The organism is Caballeronia concitans, assembly GCF_001544615.1.
Lineage (GTDB): Bacteria > Pseudomonadota > Gammaproteobacteria > Burkholderiales > Burkholderiaceae > Caballeronia > Caballeronia concitans.
Window position 1 is genome coordinate 16,591 of sequence record NZ_FCNV02000022.1, and the last position, 21,511, is coordinate 38,101.

Below are 21,511 nucleotides of genomic sequence, written 5' to 3' on the forward strand. Positions count from 1 at the left end.
CGCCTCACGCCACGCGTTGCAACGGAATCACGACGGGCGCACGCAATTGCTCCACCGCCTCGCGCCACTGCGCGTCTATCGCATTGACATTGCGCGCCTTCACGTGGCCATAGCCGCGGATCGTCCCCACGATGGACGCCGCGCGCAACGCCGCCGCATGATTGCGCGCGGTGCCGTGTTCGATGATCGCCGCAATGGTCTTCTCGTAACGCTGCACCAGTTCACGCTCCATGCGGCGTTCGGCGGTGTGGCCGAATGGATCGAACGGCGTGCCGCGTAGCGCCTTGCCTCGCGCGAGCAGGCGCAAGACCGGCAACATCCACGAACCGAATTCGCGCTTCACGGGCTCGCCGGTGCGTGGATTGCGTCGCGCGATGCCGGGCGGCGCGAGATTGAATGCGACGCGCACAGGTCCGTCGAACTGCGCGTGCAAGCCGTCGATGAATTCGCGCGCGGTCAATAACCGGGCAACTTCATATTCGTCCTTGTACGCGAGCAAGTGAAACAGGTTCTGCGCAACCGCGCGCGAAACGCCTTCGCTGCGCGCCGACACCGCGCGTTCCCAGCGTCGCACGCGGACCACGAGCTCACGATAATGCGCCGCGTACGCCGCGTTCTGGTAAGCCGTTAGGTACTGCACGCGCCGTTCGATCATTTCGTCGAGCGTCGTCGAGCGGCGCGACGACGCCGTTGCGTCCGCGGGTTCGGACAGGCGCGCGGCAAGCGTGGGCTCGGCAGCGAAACGCCGTCCCCAGGTGAAGGCGTCGTTATTGAGCGCGACGGATGCGCCGTTCAGTTCGATGGCCGCCGCAATCGCATCGGCGTGAAGCGGTATGCATCCACGCTGATACGCGAAGCCGAGCATGAACATGTTGCTCGCCATCGTGTCGCCGAACAGACGGCGGGCAGTCGCGGTGGCATCGACGAATTCGACATGACGCTCGCTCACTGCTTCGGTCAGTCTCGCGCGCAGTTCGGCCGACGGAAAAGCGAGATCCGGCTGGCGCGTGAAATCGCCGGTCATCGCTTCATGCGAATTGACGAACATGCGAGTGGATGCGTGGCGTGTCATCGCGAGCGTCTTGTGACTTGCCGCGACGACCATGTCGCAACCGATCACGACATCCACGCCACCGGTTGCAATGCGGATCGCCTTGATCGCGGAGGGACTCGCGCCCAGGCGCACATGCGACCACACGGAGCCACCCTTTTGCGCGAGCCCGGCCATGTCGAGAATGCCGCAGCCTTTGCCTTCGAGATGCGCCGCCATGCCGAGAATCGCGCCGATGGTCACGACGCCCGTGCCGCCCACGCCCGTCACGACGATGGAGAACACGCGCGCTTCGAGCGACGGCAACGCGGGCTCCGGCAATGCGGGAAATACGCTTGCATCGGGCTTGCGCTGCACGCGGCGCAAGGTGCCGCCGTGCACGGTGACGAAGCTCGGGCAGAAACCTTCGTTGCACGAATAGTCCTTGTTGCAGGCACTTTGATCGATGGCGCGCTTGCGGCCGAACTCGGTTTCGAGCGGCGTGAGCGACACGCAGTTCGACTTGACGCCGCAATCACCGCAGCCTTCGCATACGAGGTCGTTGATGAAGAGACGCTTCGGCGGGTCTGCAAGCTGGCCGCGCTTGCGACGGCGTCGCTTTTCGGCAGCGCAGGTCTGGTCGTAGATCAGCACGCTCACGCCATCGACATTGCGCAACTCGGTCTGCACGTTCTGCAACACCGAGCGATGATGAATGGTCACGCCCTGCGGCCATGCGAAATGATGCGGATATTTGGACGGATCGTCGGACACCACGGCAATGCGCGTCACGCCTTCGGCGCGAACCTGCTGCGCAATCGTGAGCGGATTGAGTGGCCCGTCGTGACGCTGACCGCCCGTCATCGCGACCGCATCGTTGAAGAGAATTTTGAACGTAATGCGCGTGCGCGCTGCAATCGCGGCACGCACCGAGAGCAGGCCCGAGTGGAAGTACGTGCCATCGCCCATGTTCTGAAACATGTGCTCGCGCTTCGAGAACGGCGCTTCACCCACCCACGTCATGCCTTCGCCGCCCATCTGCGTATAGCCGAGCGTGCTGCGATCCATGGTCTGCGCCATCCAGCTACAACCGATACCCGCGTAAGCCTTGCTGCCCTCGGGCACCACGGTCGATGAGCTATGCGGGCAGCCGCTGCAAAAGTAGAAGTTGCGAGACAGCGGCTCGGGTGCGAAACTCACGCGCCGCAGTTCGCGCAGGAACGCAACGCGTTCGCCCAGGCCGGTATCGTTCGTGAGACACGCAAGCCGTTTGCCGAGCGCAATCGAAATCTGCACTGAATCGAGCGACAGTTCCGCCTGAAAGAGCTTACCGCCGCTTTCGTCTTTCTTGCCGATGACGGCCGGCGCGCGCGGCTTGCCATAGAGAATCTCCTTGATCTGCGCTTCGAGCAGACTGCGCTTCTCTTCGACCACCATCAGCAGTTCCTTGCCTTGCGCGAACGCCAGCACGCCCTCCTGTTCGAGCGGCCACACGCAACCGACCTTGTAGATCGCGACGCCCATCGCTTCGAGCCGCGTTTCATCGAGGCCCAGATCGTCGATGGCCTGAAGCACGTCGAGATAACTCTTGCCATGCGTGACGATGCCGATGCGCGCGCGCGCGCGTCCGAGCACCGTGCGGTCCAGCCGGTTCGCGCGCACGAACACGCGCACGGCGTCGAGCTTGTAGTTGTGCAGGCGATATTCCTGCGCATGCGGCGTATCGGGCTGTCGCAGATTCAGGCCATCGGGCGGCATGGCGACGTCGTCAGGCAGAACCACATCGACGCGCGATGCATCGACGTCGATCACGGCCGACGCATCCGCCGTATCCTTCACGCATTTGAGCCCGACCCAGCAGCCCGAATAGCGCGACATCGCCCATCCGTATAAGCCGAAGTCGAGTATCTCCTGCACGCCGCTCGGACTCAGCACCGGAATGGATGCGTCGACGAGCGCGAACTCCGATTGATGGCACGTCGTCGACGACTCGCACGTATGATCGTCGCCCATCAGCAAGAGCACGCCGCCATGCTTCGACGATCCCGCCAGATTCGCGTGACGAAACGCGTCGCCGCTGCGATCGACGCCCGGCCCTTTGCCGTACCAGATCGAAAACACGCCGTCGTACTTGCCTTCGCCGCCCGCCTCAGCCTGCTGCGATCCCCATACCGCGGTTGCGGCGAGATCCTCGTTGACGCCCGGAACGAACACGACATGCGCGGCATCCAGATGCTTCTTCGCTTTTTGCAGTTCGGCGTCGTACGTGCCGAGCGGCGAGCCGCGATAGCCCGAGATATAGCCGGCGGTATGCAGGCCCGCGGCATCGTCGCGGCGGCGCTGCATCAGCGGCAAGCGCACCAGTGCCTGCACGCCCGTCATGAACACGCGCCCTTCTTCGAGCGTGTACTTGTCCTCCAGTGTCACCTTGCGCAAAACCACGTCGCGTTCCTCGCTCTTTTCGTTCGTTGTCATTGCACCTTGCCGCCGAGATAGAGCCGCCGCATTTCATCGCTGGCGAGCAAGTCGGCGGCATCGCCTTCCAGCGCGACCTGGCCCATCGACAGCACATACGCGCGATTCGAAATGCGCAACGCCTGCGCCGCGTTCTGCTCGACCATCAGCACGCCGACGCGCTCCGTATCGCGCAAGCGCACGATGGCATCGAACACTTCGGCCAGCATGCGCGGCGAGAGCCCCGCCGACGGCTCGTCGAGCAAAAGAAAGCGCGGACGCGGCATCAACGCGCGCGCTAGCGACAGAATCTGCCGCTCGCCGCCGGAGAGACTCGCGGCGCGCGCCGTGCGTTTGGTCTTTAGTATCGGATAGCTCGCGTAGAGTTCATCGAGCCTTGCATTGCGTTCCCGCTCGGGCATGAACTGTCCGCCGAGCGCGAGGTTCTCCCACACCGTGAGCGCGCCGAACACGTTGTCGGTTTGCGGCACAAAGCCGATGCGATGCGCGCGGACCTTGCGATGCACGCTCACCTGTCCCACGTCGATGCCGTCCAGATGCACCGCGCCTTTCCTCGGCATAAGAAAGCCCGCGACGGTCTTGAGCAACGTCGACTTGCCGCAGCCGTTCGGCCCGAGAATCGTCACGATTTCGAGTTCCTTCGCAGCGAGCGACACGCCGCGCAGAATGTCGACATCGCGCGAGTAGCCTGCGACGACGTTGCTGACGGTAATCATGCCGTCGCTCCAATCGTTCCCTGCGCGCGCAGAGGCGCTGTCGCGGTCTTGGTCGTCCGCCCGAGATACGCTTCGACGACGCCTTCGTGATGCTCCAGTTCCGAAGGCGTGCAATCCGCGACGGTGCGCCCGCGATCCAGCACGATGCAGCGCGCGCACGTCTGCGCGATGAAATGCATGTCGTGCTCCACCACGACGAGCGTGACGCCGCGCTCGTTGATGCTTTTCAGCACACGCATCAGTTCCGTGCGCAGATTCGGATGCACGCCCGCCATCGGTTCATCGAGAAGCAGCAGCGACGGTTCGCCCATCAACGCACACGCAATCCCGAGCAGCTTCTTCTGTCCGCCGGATATAGAAGCGGCAGGAAGATGCGCGACTTTCGCGAGCAGCAGTTCGTCGAGCAATTGCCGGGCGCGTTCACGCGTCTGCGCTTCGATGTGCTTTGTACGCGCGGACGGCAAGAGCGTCGCAAAGAGACCGTGACGTTGCGTCGAAGCGGCCATCAGCACTTCGCCGACGGTCATGCGCGCGGGCATCGACGGTAGCTGAAACGTGCGCCGCACGGCGCGCGCGGCGACTTCATGGGGCGGTAGCGCATCGACGCGCTGCCCGTTCAGTTCGATGCTGCCTCGCTCGATGGGGCAATAGCCGGTAATCGCGTTGAGCACTGTGCTTTTGCCGCATCCGTTGGGTCCCAGCAAGCCGACGAGCTCACCGCTTAGGATATCGAACGATATTCCCGTGAGCACGTGATTGCCGCCGAATGACTTGTACACGTCCCGCAGCTTCAACACCGCGCTCATACGGTTCTCCGGATTCGCTCAGGCAGCAGGCCGCCCGGCCGCAGCAGCAAACAGGCAAGCAGGATGCAGCCGATTGCGCCGAGCCGCACGGCACCCGCCACATCGGTGCCGATGTCGAGGTAGTCCTTCGCGAAGGGCACCGCGCTGTAGATCGCTTCGACGAGCAGCGCGCCGAACACCACGCCCGCGTTGTTGCCGAGGCCGCCGATCATCACCATCGTCCAGATGGCGAAGGTCTCGGACGCGAACATGAAGTCGGGGCCGACGAAGCTCATGTAAAGCGCGAGCAGCGACCCGCCTGTCGCGGCGATGGCGGCGGCGGTCATCGTCGCCGTGGTTTTCATCTGCACGAGCCGGTAGCCCAGACTTTGCGCGAGCGCGGGTTCTTCGCGCATCAGACGCAGCGCGCGCCCGTAGCGTCCACGCGCGAGACGCGTGCACACGACTAACGCGGCTGCGAGCAGCGCCACCGCAAGCAGGAAGAACGCGACGTCGCTGCGCGCGCCGGTGAGCCGCGGAAACAACGGCGCGATACCGCTGATGCCTTGCGCGCCACCCGTGAGCCAGCCTTCGTTCAACGCCACTGTGCGGATCAGTTCGGCAATGGCGAGCGTCGCGATCGCCCAGTAATCGGATGCGAGATTGCGCCCGAGCCGCGCCATCACGAAGCCGACGAGCATCGCGCCCGCCATGCCCGCGACGATGCCCACGATGCACGGCCAGCCTGCCGAAGACGCGATGCCGGTTGCGTAAGCACCGATTCCCACGAACGCGACAAAGCCAAAATTGAGCAGGCCCGCGAAGCCCGCCTGAAGGTTAAGGCCGAGCGCCATCAACGCGTAGATGCATGCGAGCGTCACCACGTGCAGCACGAAGCTAGACACGGCGCACCTCCCGGTCGAAGAGTCCATAAGGCCGCAGAAGCAGCGCCGCGAGCAGGATCACGAACGAGGCCGCGCCCACGTAACTGACCGGCACATACACGCCCGAGCGTCCGAGCATCCAGCCGAAGTCGATGTTCGTCGCGAGCGTTTCGGCCAGCGCGATCAAGAGCGCGCCCGCTGCCGCGCCCAGCGGATTGCCGAGCCCGCCGAGAATGGCTGCGGCGAACACGGGCAGCAGCAGGTTCGTGCCGAGGTCCACGTCTACGTTCTCGGTCAGTCCGAGCATGGTGCCGCCGAGCGCCGCCAGCGCGCCGCTCAGAAACGATATGCCGTTCAGCACGCGCGCGCCGTCGACGCCCGTTGCCGCCGCGAGCGCCGGGTTGCTCGCCATCGCGCGCATCGAACGGCCCACGCCGGTTTTGAACAGCAGAAGCGCGAGCAAGGCGACACATCCGAAGCCGCACGCAATCGACGTGATCTGATCGACGGAGATCATCGTCGAGCCCAATTGCAGAGGCGTCGAGAGCGCGGTCGTGTAGCGCAGCGGCCTCGAGCCCGCGCTGCCGAGCACAACTGCAATGAGGATCATCGATACGGCAAGCGAGCCGACCATCGCAATGGAACTGCCCGAGCGCAAGAGCCGCCGGAAGACGAACACGTTGAGCGCGACGGCGAGGCATCCGGTCACGATGCACGACACGGACAGCGCAGCCGCGAACGGCATGCCCGCCTTCGTCATGCCGAGCGTGACGAAGGCGCCTGTCATCGCATACTGCACGTGCGCCACATTCGGGAAGCGCACGAGCGAGTACACGACGGACAGGCCGACCGCGACGAGCATGATGTCCGACGCGCGAATGAGAAGATCGATGACGAACTGCAACATCACGTTCTCCCGGCAACGGCGCGCGTCAACGAGCGACGACCGTCGTTTCGTACTTCACCTTGTCGTAGGGCTGCTCCTTGCGCTGACCGTCGGCGTCGAACGCGATGGTGCCTGTCGCGCCTTGGTACGTGCCCATCTGATGCAGCGCCGCGCGAATCTTCGCGGGATCCGCCGCGCCCGCCTTGTTGATGGCCGAGGCCGCCACCATCACGCCGTCATACACGTATGCGCCGAACGCGGACTTGGGCGCTTCCTTGTACTTCTGCTGATACGCCTGCTGGTACGACTTGCCCGCGTCGCCAATGGACGCGACTTCCAGCCCTTCCTGCCCGTGCGCGGCCTGTGCGACGGTATCGCTCGTGCACATGGTCAGATAGATGCCGTACCATTTCGCCTTGTTGAGCCCTAGCTCGTAGGCTTCGCGATTGATGGTCGCCGCTTCCTGACCGTAGGCACTGTAGACGTACGCCTGCGGCTGCGTCTTCGACATCTGCTGCAATTCCCGGCGATACGTGGACTGTCCTTCGGTGTACATAACAATCGACGTCACTTTTCCGCCGAGCGATTCGAACCGCTTCTTGAACTCGGGCGCGACGCCCTGTCCATACGAATTGTTCGGCGCGATGAACGCCACGTTGCGCAGGTTCTGCGCGTAGAGATCGTCGGCGGCGAAGCGCGCGGAGAGGTCGTCGAGGCCGATCACGCTGAACGATCCATCGCCGATCTTGCGAATCTGCGGACTCGACGAACCGACGTTCAGATGCACATCGCCTTGCTGCACGACGTATTGCGCAATCGGGATCGTGATGCCCGAAGAGAACTCGCCGAGTACCACGGGCACTTTGTTGACCGACACCAGCTTGCGTGCGGCGCTCAACGCCGTCGGCGCGCTGCCGCCGGAATCTTCGACGATCACCTTAAGCTTGCCGCCGAGGACGCCGCCGTGCGCGTTCACCTGCTCGACGGCGAGTTCGGCGCCGCGGCGCTGATCTTCACCCACTGACGCGCTCGCGCCCGTCAACGGCAAAGTCGCGCCGATGGACACCGTTTGCGCGAAGGCCGCGCCTCCCGCCGTGAGCAACACGCTCGCCGCGAGGCCGGCACCGAGGACTCTTGCTCTTCTCATAGTGGCATCTCCAGACGTGGGACTGCGCGATCAATGCGAGCGGTTAGGCTGAACCGTATAGAGGCGGCCGAATTGCGGCATCGCGTCAGTAACGCCCGCGAGACGCAAGGCGTGCCACGCCATCGCGTGATTGCTCGACAGCACGGGCTTGCCGAGTTCCGCTTCGATAGCGACGACGTCATCGACGAGACGCAATGAGGTGCAGGACACGAACACCGCGTCCACATCGTCGTGGCGGCCGAGTTCGAGCACCGCGTTGCGCACCGAAGCCGCATCGATACGCGCGACCTCGTTGTCGTCCGCATGCTCGAACGAGCCCATTCTCACGACATCGACGCCGCGCGCGCCGAGATACGCACGCATCGACTCGTTGATGCGACGCACATAAGGCGTGAGCAGCGCGATACGCTGCGCGCCGAGCGCGTGTATGCCGACGCGCGCGGCGGTGATCGGCGTGGTGCACGCAACGCCCGGCCGGGCCTCGCGGATGCGTTCGAACACGCGCTCTTCGCCGAGCACCATCGAGGCCGACGTGCAACCGAAAGCAATCACGTCGAGCCGCTGGCCGGGCCGAATCAGCGCGACGCCGGGCGCGATGAGACCGTCCATCTGCGCGAGCGTTTCCGGCGTGATGTCGGCCGAATTGGCGATGCGGCTTTCATAGAACGCGACGCCATCGGCTGCGAGCAGCTTGCGCCATTCATATTCGATCGTGTGGTCGGTCGCGAGCACGACGAGGCCGATCGCGGCGCGGCGCGCGATGCCGTCATCGAGCGAGAAGCCGAGCCGCTGATACTGGGACAGCGCGTCTGGAGCGTTCATGTCGATGGCTCCGCCCTAGACCGCGACGATGACCGCGATTTCCACCGTGTACTGGGGAAACGCGAGCTTCGACTCGACACAGGCGCGCGCTGGCGCATTGCCTTCTGGCACCCACGCGTCCCAGACTTCGTTCATCTGCGCGAACGTGTTGTAGTCGGCGAGCCAGATGTTCGCGGACAGAATGCGCGTCTTGTCGGAGCCAATTTGTTCGAGCAAGCGGTCGATCTTCGCGAGAATTTGTGTAGTCTGACCTTTGACGTCGGCGTTCGTATCGTCGGCCACCTGTCCGGCGAGAAAGCCGAAACCGTTGTGCACGACCGCCTGGCTCATCCGCTTGCCGCTTTCGAAACGCTGGATCTGCATGACTTCTCCTGTGGCGACGAAGCGCAAGGCACTTCGCGAAGGTTCGAAAACAGCCGTAGTCTCGACAACAGTGTCGACACTATCAGAACAAGATTCGTGAAAGCAAGCACTCGTTTTCTCGGACCTGCAAAACGCCGAAATATGCTGATTTCCCCTGCTTTCAGGGCTTATAGTCTGCAACGGGCTTGCCGCCGTCTTATTTTCTTTCTACATTGGTGTCGACAGTTCGAAGCAAAAACCGTCGGCACATGGGGAATACATCGTGAAGGTAATCGTTCTCGGGGCGGGCGTGGTCGGCGTCACTACCGCGTACCAGTTGCAGAGGGACGGGCATGATGTCGTGGTGATCGAGCGGCAGCCGGTTGCGGCCGCGGAGACGAGCTGGGGCAACGCGGGCATGGTCGCGCCCGGTCATTCGTTCGTGTGGTCGTCCCCGAAAGCGCCGATGACGCTCCTCAAATCCATCGTGATGAAGGATCAGGCACTGCGTTTCAAGTTCTCGTCCGATCCACAGCTTTATGCATGGTCGTGGCGCTTTCTTCTCGAGTGCACCGTGGAAAAAGCGCGGCGCAATACGCTGCTCAAGCATCGGCTCGCTGCGTATTCGCAGAGCGTGCTGCATGAGATGCTCGGCGAGGAAAGCATCGACTACGACCGCAACGATCGCGGCATTCTCTATTTTCATCGCAGTCAGGAATCGCTCGATCGCGGCATTGCACAAATGAAGCTGCTCGAATCAGACGGGCAAACCATACGCGTGCTGAACCGCGACGAAGTGGTGGCCGTCGATCCGTCGCTTGCAAGTGTGAAAGACAAGATCGCAGGCGCGATCCACTGCCCGACCGATGAAACGGGCGATCCCGCGAAGTTCACGCGTTCGCTCGCCGAGAAGGTCGCAGAGCGCGGCGGCATGTTCATGACGGACACGCTCGTGGACGGCTTCCAGACCGCGGGCAACGACATTACCGGTGTGGCGACGAGCCGCGGAATCGTCAGCGGCGACGCCTATGTGCTCGCGCTCGGCACGTGGAGCCCGAAGGTGGCCGGACAAATCGGCATCCACTTGCCGATCTATCCGATCAAAGGCTATTCGTTGACGATACCCATCGGCGATCACAAGGCGCCGCCCGAAGTCGCGGCGGTGGACGAGCATAACCTCGTCGCCATCTCACGCTTCGGGGATCGCATTCGCGTGACGGCGACAGCCGAATTCGCGGGCTACGACACGTCGCACAAGCCGTCCGACTTCGCCTTCATGAAGCGAGTCACGCAAGAGCTCTATCCGGATGGCGGGGGTTACGAGCACGCGCAGATGTGGGCCGGCTTGCGTCCGATGACACCGACGAACCTGCCGTTCTTCGGCCGCAAGAAGTACCGCAACCTTTATCTGAATACGGGGCACGGTCATATCGGCTGGACCATGTCTCATGGATCGGCACGCATCACGGCCGATCTCGTCGCCGGGAAATCGCCGGCGATTCCGATGGAAGGCCTGCTGGCCTAGCATCGTCATGCAGGCCTGACATGCGTCGCCCAAACAGGTGCACATCTCAGGAGACAACCATGGCTGGCGTAGGAAGCGAAAAGGTATTCGAGAACGACAAGGTGATCGTATGGAACTTTGTGCTCGAACCGGGCGAAGAGACGCCCGTTCATACGCACGAGCATTCGTATATGTGGTACGCGATAGAAGGTGCGCCGCTGCATATCTACGACAAGGACGGCGCGGACCTCGGCATCTTCGAAGTACCGACGGGCGCGGTGTATTCGCTCAAGTGTCAGGACGGCTATCTCGAAGTGCTGTCGGAAATCGGCAAGGGCGCACGCGTGCCCGCGACTCACAAGGCACGCAATGACGGCGATCGGCCGTATCGCGAAGTGCTTGTCGAATATAAGGACGCAATGCCGGCGGGAGGATCGGTTTGAACCGCTAGTGACGTAAGGCTGGTCCACGTCTTGTTTGCAAGCCGCCGCCGCGTACACGTTCGAAGCGGCGGTTGCAAACGGCGCCGACACGATCGAAGTCCCTGTTCGCCCTGCCGCCTCCTGTCGAGGGAGGAAGAACGTCTGATTGCGGGACGACAGTACCGACTTCCTTTGTTGAGGGACATTGCAAAGCGGCAGTTCACTGCCGCGACCACGGACGCACAGGCTCCATGCGCGTGTGCAACGCTCGGCCAACAAGCGAGTCCGCATTGCGAATCAGGCTTCGTACGCAGTCGTCCACCGCTGCCTTCGAGACCTTACTAACACTCGCCGCCGCGACGAGGGCATCATAGCCATCGGTGACGTCAGTCATCGACACTTCATAGCCGTAGCCGGCCTCCATCCATTGCAGGGCGCAAAGCGCACACTCCATCGCAAAGCGCGACTGCTTGGTCTCGAAATCTCGCGCGGCTCGTATGAGCGTCTTCGGATCGGTCGGACTTTGTCTTGGCATAATGCGATGGACCCACGAGCTTTGACTCCCTATGCCTCTCCGACCGGTCGCAGCCGCATGAAACGCAAACCGCCTCGCGGCACGCTGGTGCGCTATGAGGCTCGCATCGTCGAGGTGCTGGGCGAAGCGCGCGGCCAACGGATCATGATTCGGTCGATTCATGCGGATGGCAGCGAACGCCTCACGGCAGTCAAGCTGAACAGTCTGCGGGCGTTGGACGATCAGCTCTTCTAAACTAGAGCGGCTGCATGACTGAGCCGCCGTCGTTCACGCTTGGTTGACGGCGTCTTTGAAACTCTTGCCGGCCGTGAACTTGACGGTCTTGGCTGCCGCGATCTCGATCATCTCACCCGTCTGCGGATTTCGACCGGTTCGTGCGGCCCGCTCACCGGTCCCGAACGACCCGAAGCCGATCAGCTGAACGGCGTCCCCCGCGGCCACTGCTTTTGAAATCGTCTCAAGCACCGCATTGATGGTCTCTTCTGCCGCGACCTTGCTCGTGCCCGACTCCGACGCCACGGCGTCGATCAGTTCCTGCTTGTTCATTGAAGTCTCTTCCTCACCGGCGCTCCTGCCGACACCGCTCGAAACGCTCGCTATCCCGGCAGGTCTCGACGGCGCTGCTGGATCGAACCGAGCCGCGACGGGCCGTGCGCAAATCGCGGCGAATAACGATCTGGATGCCGTTCGCGCCTGGCTGTCGCGCTTCGCCGATACGAAAACCACCTTCGAGACCTATCGCAAGGAAGTCGAGCGACTGTTGCTTTGGGCCGTCGTCGCGATGGAAAGGCCCCTTTCCTCGTTGACCCATGAAGACTGCCTTCGCTACCAGCAGTTCCTCGCCGACCCGCAGCCCACCGCCACGTGGGTAGCCGGGGGCGGTCGCAAACATCCGCGCGGCGACCCGCGCTGGCGGCCGTTCTACGGGCGGCTCTCGCCGTCCAGTCAACGCCAGGCGGTTGTCATCCTGAACGCCATGTTCTCGTGGCTGGTGCAAGCTGGTTACCTTGCTGGCAATCCGGTGTCGCTCTCGCGCCAGCGCACTCGCCATGCCGCGCCGCGCACAACTCGTTACCTTGAGCCGAGCCTCTGGCAGCAGGTCAAGGACTTCATCGTGACGATGCCCAGGGAAACGGAGCGGGAGAAAGCCCATGCGTACCGTGCCCGATGGCTGTTCACGCTGCTCTATCTCGGCGGGCTGCGCATCGCGGAGTCGGCGCGAATACGATGGGACAGTTTTTCGTGCGTCGCGATGCCGACGGCGCGCTGCGCTGGTGGCTCAACGTCCACGGCAAGGGCGACAAGCAACGGCTGGTGCCGGCCAATGTCTACGGTCGCTGGCGGCGAGGATCGTTAGTTGCGCAATCGCTTATCAACGCGTCCGCTGGAACTTCGACCCGGCACGCTGTCATGCTCATTTTCGGCGTGCATCGTGTTCACGAACTCGGGCCCAAATTCGTGCCTCTGGTTTGGGGCCCCTAACCGCGCGAATAAGCGGTTATATTGCCAGCTTGGTTCAATACGGCATCCGGAGACCGTCACGTGCAGCGCCTGACGGGCATCAGAGGCACATCAGCGACGCAGCACTCGTGCAACGGCCCGCGCCCACGCTGCCTACACTATTCGGCGTATCGTCTGCAACGCCGCAGGTTTCCGATCCGCCCGACCGATCCAACGCGCGCTCGAAGACATCGGTTGTCCCACACCCGGAGAGTCCATGTTCGGCAATCACTTGCGTATCGAACGCGGAGCCGACTGGACTCAGGTCCACGTCGCCACCGACAGTTGGGCCATCGCGACGCTGCTCGTCGCGATTCTGCTTCTGGGCATTCTTCTCGCGAGCACGATCTGCTATTACGTGACGCGATCGATCATGTTGAGCATGGTCAACCGGCTCGCGCGCAAGGAGGGCCGCAAGTGGCTGATCGCTGCCGGGCGCCACAAGGTGTTTCACCGGCTTGCGCCGCTTGTGCCCGCGGCGATCGTCTACGCGTCCGCGCCGACCCTATCCGGCCTGACGTTTCCCTTGATCCCGGTACTCGGGCGACCCATTGCCGTGCTCGCCGCCTGCTACATGGTCTACACGCTGGTGCGAGCGGCGCTAGCACTGCGCGACAGCATCGCGGAACGCTACAGCCAGGTTCCTTACGCGACCGAGCGGCCTATCAAGAGTTTCTTGCAGATCGCGACCATCGCCGTCTATCTGATCGCGCTGGTCGGCATTGTGTCGCTGTTAATCGGCCGCTCGCCGGTCTATCTTCTCACTGGCCTGAGTGCGATCACCGCACTGCTCATCATCATCTTTCGAGATTCACTGCTCGGGTTCGTGGCCAGTATCCAGCTCGCGGCCTACGACATGGTGCGCGTAGGCGACTGGATCGAAGTGCCCGGCTTCCTCGCTGACGGCACTGTGATCGATATCGCGCTGAATACCATCAAGGTCCGGAACTTCGACAACACCATCGTGATGCTGCCAAGCCAGATTCTCCTCACGCATAGCATAAGGAACTGGCGGGGCATGACCGAGGCGGGCGCGCGTCGTCTGCGTCACGCGATTCATTTCGATGTGGATAGTGTGCGCTTTCCCGACGACGGGATGCTCGCGCGACTAAGCGAGCGCATCGATCATCCGCTCGCCCTCCCCGAAGGCGAGCGGCGCACCAATCTGGGCTTGTACCGGCACTACCTCAGCGGCTATCTGCGCGAGCATCAGGCGGTACGTTGCGACCTGCCGCTCGTGATCCGTCACGTGCAATCTCAGGCACCCATCGTCGCGCTGGAGATTTGCCTGTATATCGATGAAACGCGCTGGGAGCCGTATGAAAGTCTGCTGTCGGACATGCTCGATCATGCGTACGGCATCGCACCGTTCTTCGACCTGCGCTGCTGGCAACGCGAACGTTCTTGACGGCGCCCTAAAGAGGCGCGCGCTACGACCCACAGCTCTACACCAGCCGATCCGACGAGTCGCAGCATACTGTGAAGCGCCTGAGGCAAGGCATGGCGTGAAGCGCCTGAGTTCGAATTCGTCAAGAGGCGGCTGACTCGACGGTACGCGACTGTCTTGCGGATACTAGCTCGCGCCTCAGCAAGCGTCTGTTCGCTGTCTTTGTGTCGCGGAGACGGCTGTGCAGAAAGATATGCCGCTCCTACCTTGAGGTAATCGCAGGCACTTGTATCTGAAAAAGCAATCCGGCCAACCAACAAAGAGCGTGTGCTCATCAAGACGGCGACATCGACGTTGGTTGCGCCCGCAAAGCGTTCGGCCGCGATAGGTCTCCATCCATTCGGTGACCGCGTGATGAGCCGACGGTTGCGTGAGGCCATCGCGTGGCAATGTCTTTCCGTCACACCGGCTCGCAGGCCGATGATTGAGCCTAGCAGTCATCCGAATGTCCGACGACCTGTCCGGTCGAATGACCGGAAATGGCCGAGGGTGTGTGAAAACTGCTTTCTTGCCGCAAGGATGAGTTCAATTGGCCTGCCCAGAGAGTATTTCGGTAAACCTGAGGGCCATCATCCAAACGTCATATGCGAAAAGACAGGCCCCTCGGGCCTCAGCTTCCGACCATCTTCATGGCCCTCATGGTTTTCGCGACTCCGAGTATGTTTATGACGCGTTTGAGGTTGTAGGCAAGCACCTGAAGGCTCATCTCGGCGCTCACCCGCTTGAGCGTCCGCGTCAGAAAATGTGTCGCACCCATCCACTGCTTGAGCGTGCCGAAAACATGCTCGACAGTGCTTCGTCGGATAGTCATTGCATCTGGCTTCCGATCGAGCCGTCGCTGCATCGCTTCGAGTATGGCTTCGTGCTCCCATCGTCGGATGCGGCGATAGTCGCTGGGCGAACATCGCTCCTTTAAATGACAATGCGGGCATGCGCTGGACCAGTAAACTTGAAGATTCATGCCGTGTTCGACTGTCGTGAATCGACGAATCGCACGTTCGCCGGCGGGGCATCGATATTCGTCGTGCCTTGCAACGTAGATAAAGTCGCGCTTGGTAAAGAGGCCTTTCTTTCTTGACGCTGATGTGAGCGGCTTTGGGACATACGCCGTGATACCTGCCAGTTCGCACGCCCGGATATCCGGACCGCTGAAATAACCTCGATCGGCCAGAGCCTTCAATCGAGACTTGCCCATCGCCTTTCTTGCCGCAATCGCCATTCCGCTAAGTTGTCCGTGATCGCTTCCGACATTCGTCACTTCGTGTTCAACGATCAGATGATGCTTTGCGTCCACGGCGACCTGAACGTTGTAGCCCACTGTTCCGGTTCTTTTGCCACCGCTGGTCATCGAGCGTGAATCCGGATCTGTGAGAGATAGCTGTTTGTCCGGTTGGTTTTTTATCTGCTTTCGGATCTGCTCGAGCTCTCGCATCTGTTGGCGTAAGCGGGCGATCTTCTCGTGCAAGCGCACCGTCTTCACATCGAAACCCGTTGGGCTGGTGCGGTCTGCGCTTTCGATCGCGTCGAGGTAGCGTTGCACGCTTTCTTCAATTTGCTGCTGACGCTTGTCGATCTTGCCTTCCGTGTAGTTCCGGTCACGACTGTTCACAGCTTTGAACTTACTGCCATCGATGGCCACCGTATCGCCGGAGAGCAGCTTCAGCCCTCGGCACAACTCGACGAAACGGCGACACACGTTGCGAATAGCTGGACAGTTGTCGCGGCGAAAGTCTGCGATGGTCTTGAAGTCTGGCGCCAAGCGTCCCGTCAGCCACATCAACTCGATATTGCGTTGACAATCACGTTCGAGACGCCGGCTGGAAGGTATGCGATTCAGATAGCCGTAAATATAGATCTTGAGCATCACACTCGGATGATATGACGGGCGCCCTGTGGTGGCGGGCGTAGCGCCGCCGAATCCGAGTTCCTCAAGATCCAATTCGGCGACGAAGACGTCCACGATCCTGACCGGGTTGTCCTGTCCTATATAGTCGTCGACGCATTCGGGAAGAAGTGAAACCTGCTTGCGGTCATCGCCTTCAACGAATCGCTTCATGAGTCACCCGGTCTCAGTGAGTTGATTCAGTGTAGGCGATCAATGCGTTTTCACACACCCTCGGCCGGGTGCCGCCCCATGAGGGAGGCCGTACCCGACCCGTATGCGACGCCCGCGCCTCGACGCGCTGAATGACTGCTGTCAAGGGGTGAACCGCCTCTCACGTCCGTCGCTTTTTCACGACGAAAGCAAGCCTTAAGCCGCCTTTAAGCAGCGGGAGAGGACACTCCACAGAGTTACCCTGAGATAAGTCGATGCGACTGCTTCTAATTGCGGACGACGAACAGATTGCCGAGACCATTGCGACCGCTCTGCGCAGCATGGGCTACATCGTTGACTGCGCCGATCACAGCCGATGTTCCGGATGTTCGCTCGACAACAACCGTCCCTATGACCTCGTGCTCATCGATGCATCCCACCAAAAAGCGCGATGGCGAGATTCTCTGACCAATTGTCGCGGAAGAAACGCTGCGGTGCCGATTATTATCCTGACTGAGGACGACGAGTTTCAAAGCAGTGTGTCGGACGCGGCGGCCGACGACTATCTCGTGAAGCCGTTCGATCTTTACCAGTTAGCCGCGACGGTCCAGTCGTTACTTCGCCGAAACGGGCCCCGACTGTGTCCATGGCGCCACGGCGAACTCGAACTCGACGTAGCCTCGCACGAAGTCAAGAGAGCCGACGTTACACTTGACGTTACACCGCTTGAATTCAATCTGCTTGCGCTACTTATGGAGGCGCCTACGCGTGTGTTGCGTAGAGACGAGCTGCACGCCAAGCTCCTCGAATGGGGTTGCGACACAAGCAGTAGTACGGTCGAACAGCTCATCGAGGATGCTAGGTCGAAGATCGGTGCTGAAGAGATCGTGACGGTGAGAGGTGTCGGCTATCGCCTGAAGGCTGGACGACAAGCGACGCTACGACTATAAATTTCAGCCGGCATCCAGACCACCTGAACGCGAGCAGTGGCGAAATTACTCCCCTCGTGAACGCATCAAGATCCGCAGCAGCACAGGCAGGAGCAGCAGAACAAGCGGCAATTGAACGACGAGTCCGGAAATGATAGCGATCGCCAGTGGCTGCTGCATAGCGGAGCCTTGTCCCAAAGCGAAGGCCAATGGCAGAAGCGCAAGAATCGCGGCAATGGTGGTCATCGCAATCGGCCGCAAGCGGTTGCGCCCCGCTTCGACCAGCGCCCGATCGAACGCCATGCCGTCGTCGCGCACCAGGCCCTGCAACTCGGACACATAGAAGATCGCGACTTCCGTCACGATGCCGATGATCATCGTCATGCCCATCATCGCTGAGATGTTAAGTTCGATGTGCGTCATCCACAGCCCCACGAATACCGCGCCCGCCGCGAGCAGTGGCATGGCCATGACTGCCAGGGCGACGCGGAATCGCTCGTAAAGAAAGAGCAACAAGCCGAACACAAGCGCCACAGCTGCGCCGAACACCGTCATCAGGCCTTTGAACGCTATCTGCTGTTGCTGATAGAGACCGCCAAGCTCGTAATAGACGCTCGATGGCAAAAGGCTGGATTCGCCGAGCGCCTTCTGCACGTCGGCGACGGTCGAACCCAGGTCTCGCCCATCGATGCGTGCCGTGACCGCCACCATGCGCTTGAGATTGTCGCGACTGATCTCAGGCTGCCCGGTGACCTTGACCATGTTCGCCACGCGGCCCACCGGAAACGAATGTCCGTCCGGCGCGCGCACCAGCAACTGGCCGAGTTGCGTATCGGTAAGCGTCAAGGCGTTCGCAACGTGCACGCGCACGCCCACCGTCTTAGGCCCGCTCTGAAACTGCGTGGCGACACTACCCTGCAGCATGTCCGAAACCGCCTGCGCAACCGACTGCACATCCATTCCTTCGGCAGCCACTGCGTCGGGACGGATGCGCAACTCGAGCGCATCGCCGGCCGGATTGATGCCGTCGTTCACATCGACCACGCCGCGTATCTTGCCAATTCGCGCCGCGACCTTGCGCGCAGTGGTATCGAGCGTCTGCTGGTCGTCGGAATAGATCTTGATCTGCACGGGTTGCGGCACGGCGGTCAAGTCGCCGATCAGGTCTTCCATCAACTGAGCGAGCTCAATACTGACACCCGGAACCTGGCTGTCGATGCGCGAACGTATTTCCTCCATGACGGTCTCGATCGGCTCACGCTTGCCCGGCTTTAGCCGCACGAAGAAGTCGCCCTTGTTCGGCTCATTGAGATCGCCCCCGAGACCGGCTCCCGTGCGGCGCGAATACGTCAAGACATTCGGATTCGACTGGAGGATCACTTCGATCTGCTGCATCAGCCGGTTCGTCTCCGCAACGGAAGTGCCCGGCGCCGTGTGGTAATCGAGCACGAAGCCGCCTTCGTCCATGCTCGGCATGAAGCCGCTGCCAACCTGTGTGAATGCGAAGCCCGCAGCCGCTAACAGCGGCACGACGCCCACCAGAACCAGCAGCGGCTTCTCGGTGACGCGTGCGACCAGAAACGCGTAACGCCGATTCATCCACGACGCGAAGCGCGACTCCTTGTGCTCCTCGGCATCCTTTGGCTTCAGCCACCGGTCGCAGAGAATCGGAACCGCGAGCCACGTCACGAGAAAAGAGATGAACAGCGCGCTTGCCATCGTTACCGACAGCGCCTTGAAGAAGGCGCCCGTGACGCCTGAGAGAAACGCAAGGGGCACGAAAATGATCAGCGTTGCACCTGACGAGCCCGCGAGGGGACGCGTGAACTCCAGCGCCGCCGCCATCACGCGGCCATGAAATGCCCGCGCGCCGCCTTCGCGCATGCGCCGCACGACATGCTCGATCATCACGATCGCATCGTCGATGACAAGACCCACGGCCGCCGCCATGCCGCCCAGCGTCATGATGTTGAAGCCCATGCCGAACACATCGAGCAGCAGGATGGTGGACGCCATGACCACGGGCACCAGTGCAACGGCGATGGCGGTGATCTTCCAGTTGCGCAAGAACACGAACAGCGTGATGGCAGCGAGGACGACGCCAATCATGATGGCATCGCGCACGCTGGTGGCCGACGCGATCACCAGTTCGCTCTGGTCGTACCAGTTCGCGAGATGCACGCCGGAGGGCATCTTGCGTTCAAAGTCCGCGAGCTTAGCGTGGATCGCCCGCGCCATTGCGACGCTGTTCGCGCCCGGCTGTTGATAGATGTTGACGAGCACGGCGTCCTTGCCATCGGCGGTCACGCGCATCCACTGCGGCACGACGCTTTGCCGCACCTTGGCGACGTCGCCCAGCAAGACCTGCGTGCCCCCATTCGACGCAACGACAACGTGCTCGAGTTCGTCGATGCGCGTGATCGTCGTGTTGGCGATGACGAGATACAGCTTGTAGTGGTCTTCTATCCGGCCGGTCGCCATCAGTACGTTGCTCGCCCCGATCGCTTTCGATACGTCCGCGAGCGACAGCTTGTAGGCCGCCAGACGCGCCGGCTCGATGGCCACTTCGAACTCGTCTTGAGCGCCGCCCATGACGTCGACGCGCGCCACGCCCTCCACCGACGACAACAATGGCCGCAGCTGGAATTGCGCAAGATCGCGCAGCGCGGATTGCGACTGTCGTTGCGAGGTGAGGCTGTAGGCGAGCACCGGAAAGACAGTCGGATCCATCCGGCGCACTTGCATCGATGTGCCCGGCGGCAACGTACCCAGAATCTCGCTGATGGCCGATTGCGCCTGTAAGGTCGCCTGCGCCATATCCGTGCCCCAATCGAAGTTAATCGAGATCTCGGCCGAACCCCGGCTCGTTCTGGATTCGACATCGCGCACATTCGGCACACGGCGCAGGGCTTCCTCGACGGGCATCGTGACGAGCGTGGTCATCTGCTCCGCAGGCCGATCGCCGGCATCGAGCGAGACGACGGCTCGTGGAAACGCGACGTTGGGAAAGAGCGAAATCGGCATGCGGAAAGCCGTGAGCCCGCCCGCAATGGCCAAGAGCGCGATGACGAACAGCAACGAACGCGAATGTCGTTGCATCCACTGACCGAAGTTCATTGCGCCGGTCCCTGCTTCGCGCTGTCGACGCGCACGAGTGCTCCGTCATGCAGCTCATAGTTGCCGACGACAACGAGTTGGCGCGTCGCGTCGAGCGGCCCCTCTACACCGTAACGGCCGCCGTCTTCCACGACGATTCTCACGTTAGCCCGATGCGCCTTGCCGTCACTTCCCGTTTGAAACACATAATCGCCTTGCGCATCGTGAAGCACGGCGCTGCGCGGCACGATCCAGTGGACGCCCGACTGCGTATCAATATCGGCCTTCACGCGCGTGCCCGGAATGAAGGCGCTCCCCTCCGTCGGAACGTTCGCACCGACACTGACTAACTGAGTCTGGGCATCAACGGCTGCGCCTACCATCACGACGCGTCCAGCGATATGCGCGCTTTGCAGTGCAGTCGACAGTCCGCTCACGGTGACGCTATCGCCGCGATGAATCGACGGCATATCGGAGGGTTCGACGCCTAGCATCACGTTCGGCTGTGCGTCGCCACCGCGCGTTCCCGCCGACAGTTAAAGAATCGCCGCGCCGGCCTGGACCTGGTCGCCCTGTCCGGCAGACACCTGCGTCACCACGCCGTCGTGCGGCGCAACGACGGTCGTCTTTCCATTGCCCACGCCGAGCTGATTCTGCGCAGCCAGCGCCTGCCGTGCGTCGAGCGCCGCCTTACGGGCAGTGGCGAGTTGCGATTGCGTCGCGAGCGACTTGTCGAATAGCGACTGCGTGCGCGCGAGTTCGTCGTCTGCCAGCTGCGCCGCGCTTCTCGCCTGAGCAGCCGCGACAACGGCGGCAGGATCCGCCTGCACGACGAAAAGCGGCGCGCCGCGAACGACGCTTTGCCCCGTCTGAACTCGCAGCTGTACGATGCGCGCGATATAAGGCAGGTCGATTGTCGTCACGTTCGAAGCGGAAGCGGCCACCACGCCATACGC

At 62.0% G+C, this 21,511-nt stretch carries 18 protein-coding genes and 1 pseudogene; 6 read left to right on the plus strand and 13 right to left on the minus strand.

The features are described 5' to 3' along the window. Positions 1–4: 4 nt before the first annotated feature. From AWB72_RS27305 to AWB72_RS27340, 8 genes are read right to left on the minus strand one after another with little or no spacing between them, the layout of a single operon-like run. Positions 5–3,505: an indolepyruvate ferredoxin oxidoreductase family protein gene (locus tag AWB72_RS27305; RefSeq protein ID WP_087129059.1), complete on the minus strand. Its 3,501-nt coding sequence runs from the start codon at positions 3,503–3,505 to the stop codon at positions 5–7. Beyond that, positions 3,502–4,221, minus strand: coding sequence for an ABC transporter ATP-binding protein (locus tag AWB72_RS27310; protein ID WP_087129060.1), 720 nt, complete (start codon positions 4,219–4,221; stop codon positions 3,502–3,504). The genes AWB72_RS27305 and AWB72_RS27310 overlap by 4 nt, the downstream gene beginning before the upstream one ends. Next, complete coding sequence (locus AWB72_RS27315; RefSeq protein ID WP_087129062.1) at positions 4,218–5,027, minus strand: ABC transporter ATP-binding protein; 810 nt, start codon at positions 5,025–5,027, stop codon at positions 4,218–4,220. Before AWB72_RS27315 ends, AWB72_RS27310 begins: the two co-directional genes overlap by 4 nt. After that, positions 5,024–5,911 carry a branched-chain amino acid ABC transporter permease gene (locus AWB72_RS27320; protein ID WP_208863193.1) on the minus strand — a complete coding sequence of 296 codons (888 nt, stop codon included), beginning with the start codon at positions 5,909–5,911 and terminating at the stop codon, positions 5,024–5,026. The genes AWB72_RS27315 and AWB72_RS27320 overlap by 4 nt, the downstream gene beginning before the upstream one ends. Beyond that, complete coding sequence (locus AWB72_RS27325; protein WP_087129065.1) at positions 5,904–6,797, minus strand: branched-chain amino acid ABC transporter permease; 894 nt, start codon at positions 6,795–6,797, stop codon at positions 5,904–5,906. Before AWB72_RS27325 ends, AWB72_RS27320 begins: the two co-directional genes overlap by 8 nt. Positions 6,798–6,822: 25 nt before the next feature. Beyond that, positions 6,823–7,923 (minus strand): ABC transporter substrate-binding protein, encoded by a 1,101-nt coding sequence (locus AWB72_RS27330; protein ID WP_087129066.1) that lies wholly within the window; start codon positions 7,921–7,923, stop codon positions 6,823–6,825. Positions 7,924–7,953: 30 nt separating this feature from the next. After that, positions 7,954–8,745, minus strand: a complete 792-nt coding sequence (locus AWB72_RS27335) for a maleate cis-trans isomerase family protein (RefSeq protein WP_087129067.1) — start codon at positions 8,743–8,745, stop codon at positions 7,954–7,956. A gap of 15 nt (positions 8,746–8,760) precedes the next feature. After that, a complete protein-coding gene (locus AWB72_RS27340) occupies positions 8,761–9,108 on the minus strand; it encodes a RidA family protein (protein WP_087129069.1) in 348 nt (115 codons plus the stop codon). 262 nt (positions 9,109–9,370) lie between these two features. On the opposite strand from AWB72_RS27340, the gene AWB72_RS27345 reads away from it, so the two are divergent. The 3 genes from AWB72_RS27345 to AWB72_RS29235 all read left to right on the plus strand — a co-directional run bounded on the left by AWB72_RS27345 (position 9,371) and on the right by AWB72_RS29235 (position 11,782). After that, the gene (locus tag AWB72_RS27345) at positions 9,371–10,612 is read left to right on the plus strand and encodes a D-amino acid dehydrogenase (RefSeq protein WP_087129070.1); all 1,242 of its coding nucleotides are present in this window, start codon (positions 9,371–9,373) and stop codon (positions 10,610–10,612) included. A gap of 59 nt (positions 10,613–10,671) precedes the next feature. Beyond that, complete coding sequence (locus AWB72_RS27350; protein ID WP_087129072.1) at positions 10,672–11,034, plus strand: cupin domain-containing protein; 363 nt, start codon at positions 10,672–10,674, stop codon at positions 11,032–11,034. Positions 11,035–11,605: 571 nt separating this feature from the next. After that, positions 11,606–11,782: a hypothetical protein gene (locus tag AWB72_RS29235; RefSeq protein WP_167550983.1), complete on the plus strand. Its 177-nt coding sequence runs from the start codon at positions 11,606–11,608 to the stop codon at positions 11,780–11,782. 33 nt (positions 11,783–11,815) lie between these two features. Here the strand turns inward: AWB72_RS29235 and AWB72_RS27360 are convergent, their stop codons facing one another. After that, complete coding sequence (locus tag AWB72_RS27360) at positions 11,816–12,094, minus strand: HU family DNA-binding protein (protein WP_087129073.1); 279 nt, start codon at positions 12,092–12,094, stop codon at positions 11,816–11,818. Between AWB72_RS27360 and AWB72_RS27365 the strand changes: the two are divergent. Beyond that, a pseudogene (locus AWB72_RS27365) lies at positions 12,021–12,871 on the plus strand (tyrosine-type recombinase/integrase); the annotation flags it as partial. The gene AWB72_RS27360 and the pseudogene AWB72_RS27365 sit on opposite strands and share 74 nt — an antisense overlap. Before the next feature lie 394 nt (positions 12,872–13,265). Beyond that, the gene (locus AWB72_RS27370) at positions 13,266–14,456 is read left to right on the plus strand and encodes a mechanosensitive ion channel family protein (RefSeq protein ID WP_087129075.1); all 1,191 of its coding nucleotides are present in this window, start codon (positions 13,266–13,268) and stop codon (positions 14,454–14,456) included. A 649-nt stretch (positions 14,457–15,105) separates the two neighbouring features. Here AWB72_RS27370 and AWB72_RS27375 read toward each other — a convergent pair. Further along, positions 15,106–16,551, minus strand: coding sequence for an IS1182 family transposase (locus AWB72_RS27375; RefSeq protein ID WP_087129076.1), 1,446 nt, complete (start codon positions 16,549–16,551; stop codon positions 15,106–15,108). A gap of 254 nt (positions 16,552–16,805) precedes the next feature. Between AWB72_RS27375 and AWB72_RS27380 the strand changes: the two genes are divergently transcribed. Beyond that, positions 16,806–17,480 (plus strand): winged helix-turn-helix domain-containing protein, encoded by a 675-nt coding sequence (locus tag AWB72_RS27380; protein ID WP_087129078.1) that lies wholly within the window; start codon positions 16,806–16,808, stop codon positions 17,478–17,480. 45 nt (positions 17,481–17,525) lie between these two features. On the opposite strand, the gene AWB72_RS27385 is transcribed toward AWB72_RS27380, so the two are convergent. The 3 genes from AWB72_RS27385 to AWB72_RS29905 are packed head-to-tail and all read right to left on the minus strand — an operon-like array spanning position 17,526 to position 21,478. Then, the gene (locus AWB72_RS27385) at positions 17,526–20,576 is read right to left on the minus strand and encodes an efflux RND transporter permease subunit (protein ID WP_087129079.1); all 3,051 of its coding nucleotides are present in this window, start codon (positions 20,574–20,576) and stop codon (positions 17,526–17,528) included. Further along, positions 20,573–21,049, minus strand: a complete 477-nt coding sequence (locus AWB72_RS29590; RefSeq protein WP_244285775.1) for an efflux RND transporter periplasmic adaptor subunit — start codon at positions 21,047–21,049, stop codon at positions 20,573–20,575. The genes AWB72_RS27385 and AWB72_RS29590 overlap by 4 nt, the downstream gene beginning before the upstream one ends. A 42-nt stretch (positions 21,050–21,091) precedes the next feature. Beyond that, positions 21,092–21,478 (minus strand): efflux RND transporter periplasmic adaptor subunit, encoded by a 387-nt coding sequence (locus AWB72_RS29905; RefSeq protein ID WP_244285776.1) that lies wholly within the window; start codon positions 21,476–21,478, stop codon positions 21,092–21,094. Positions 21,479–21,511 lie beyond the last annotated feature (33 nt).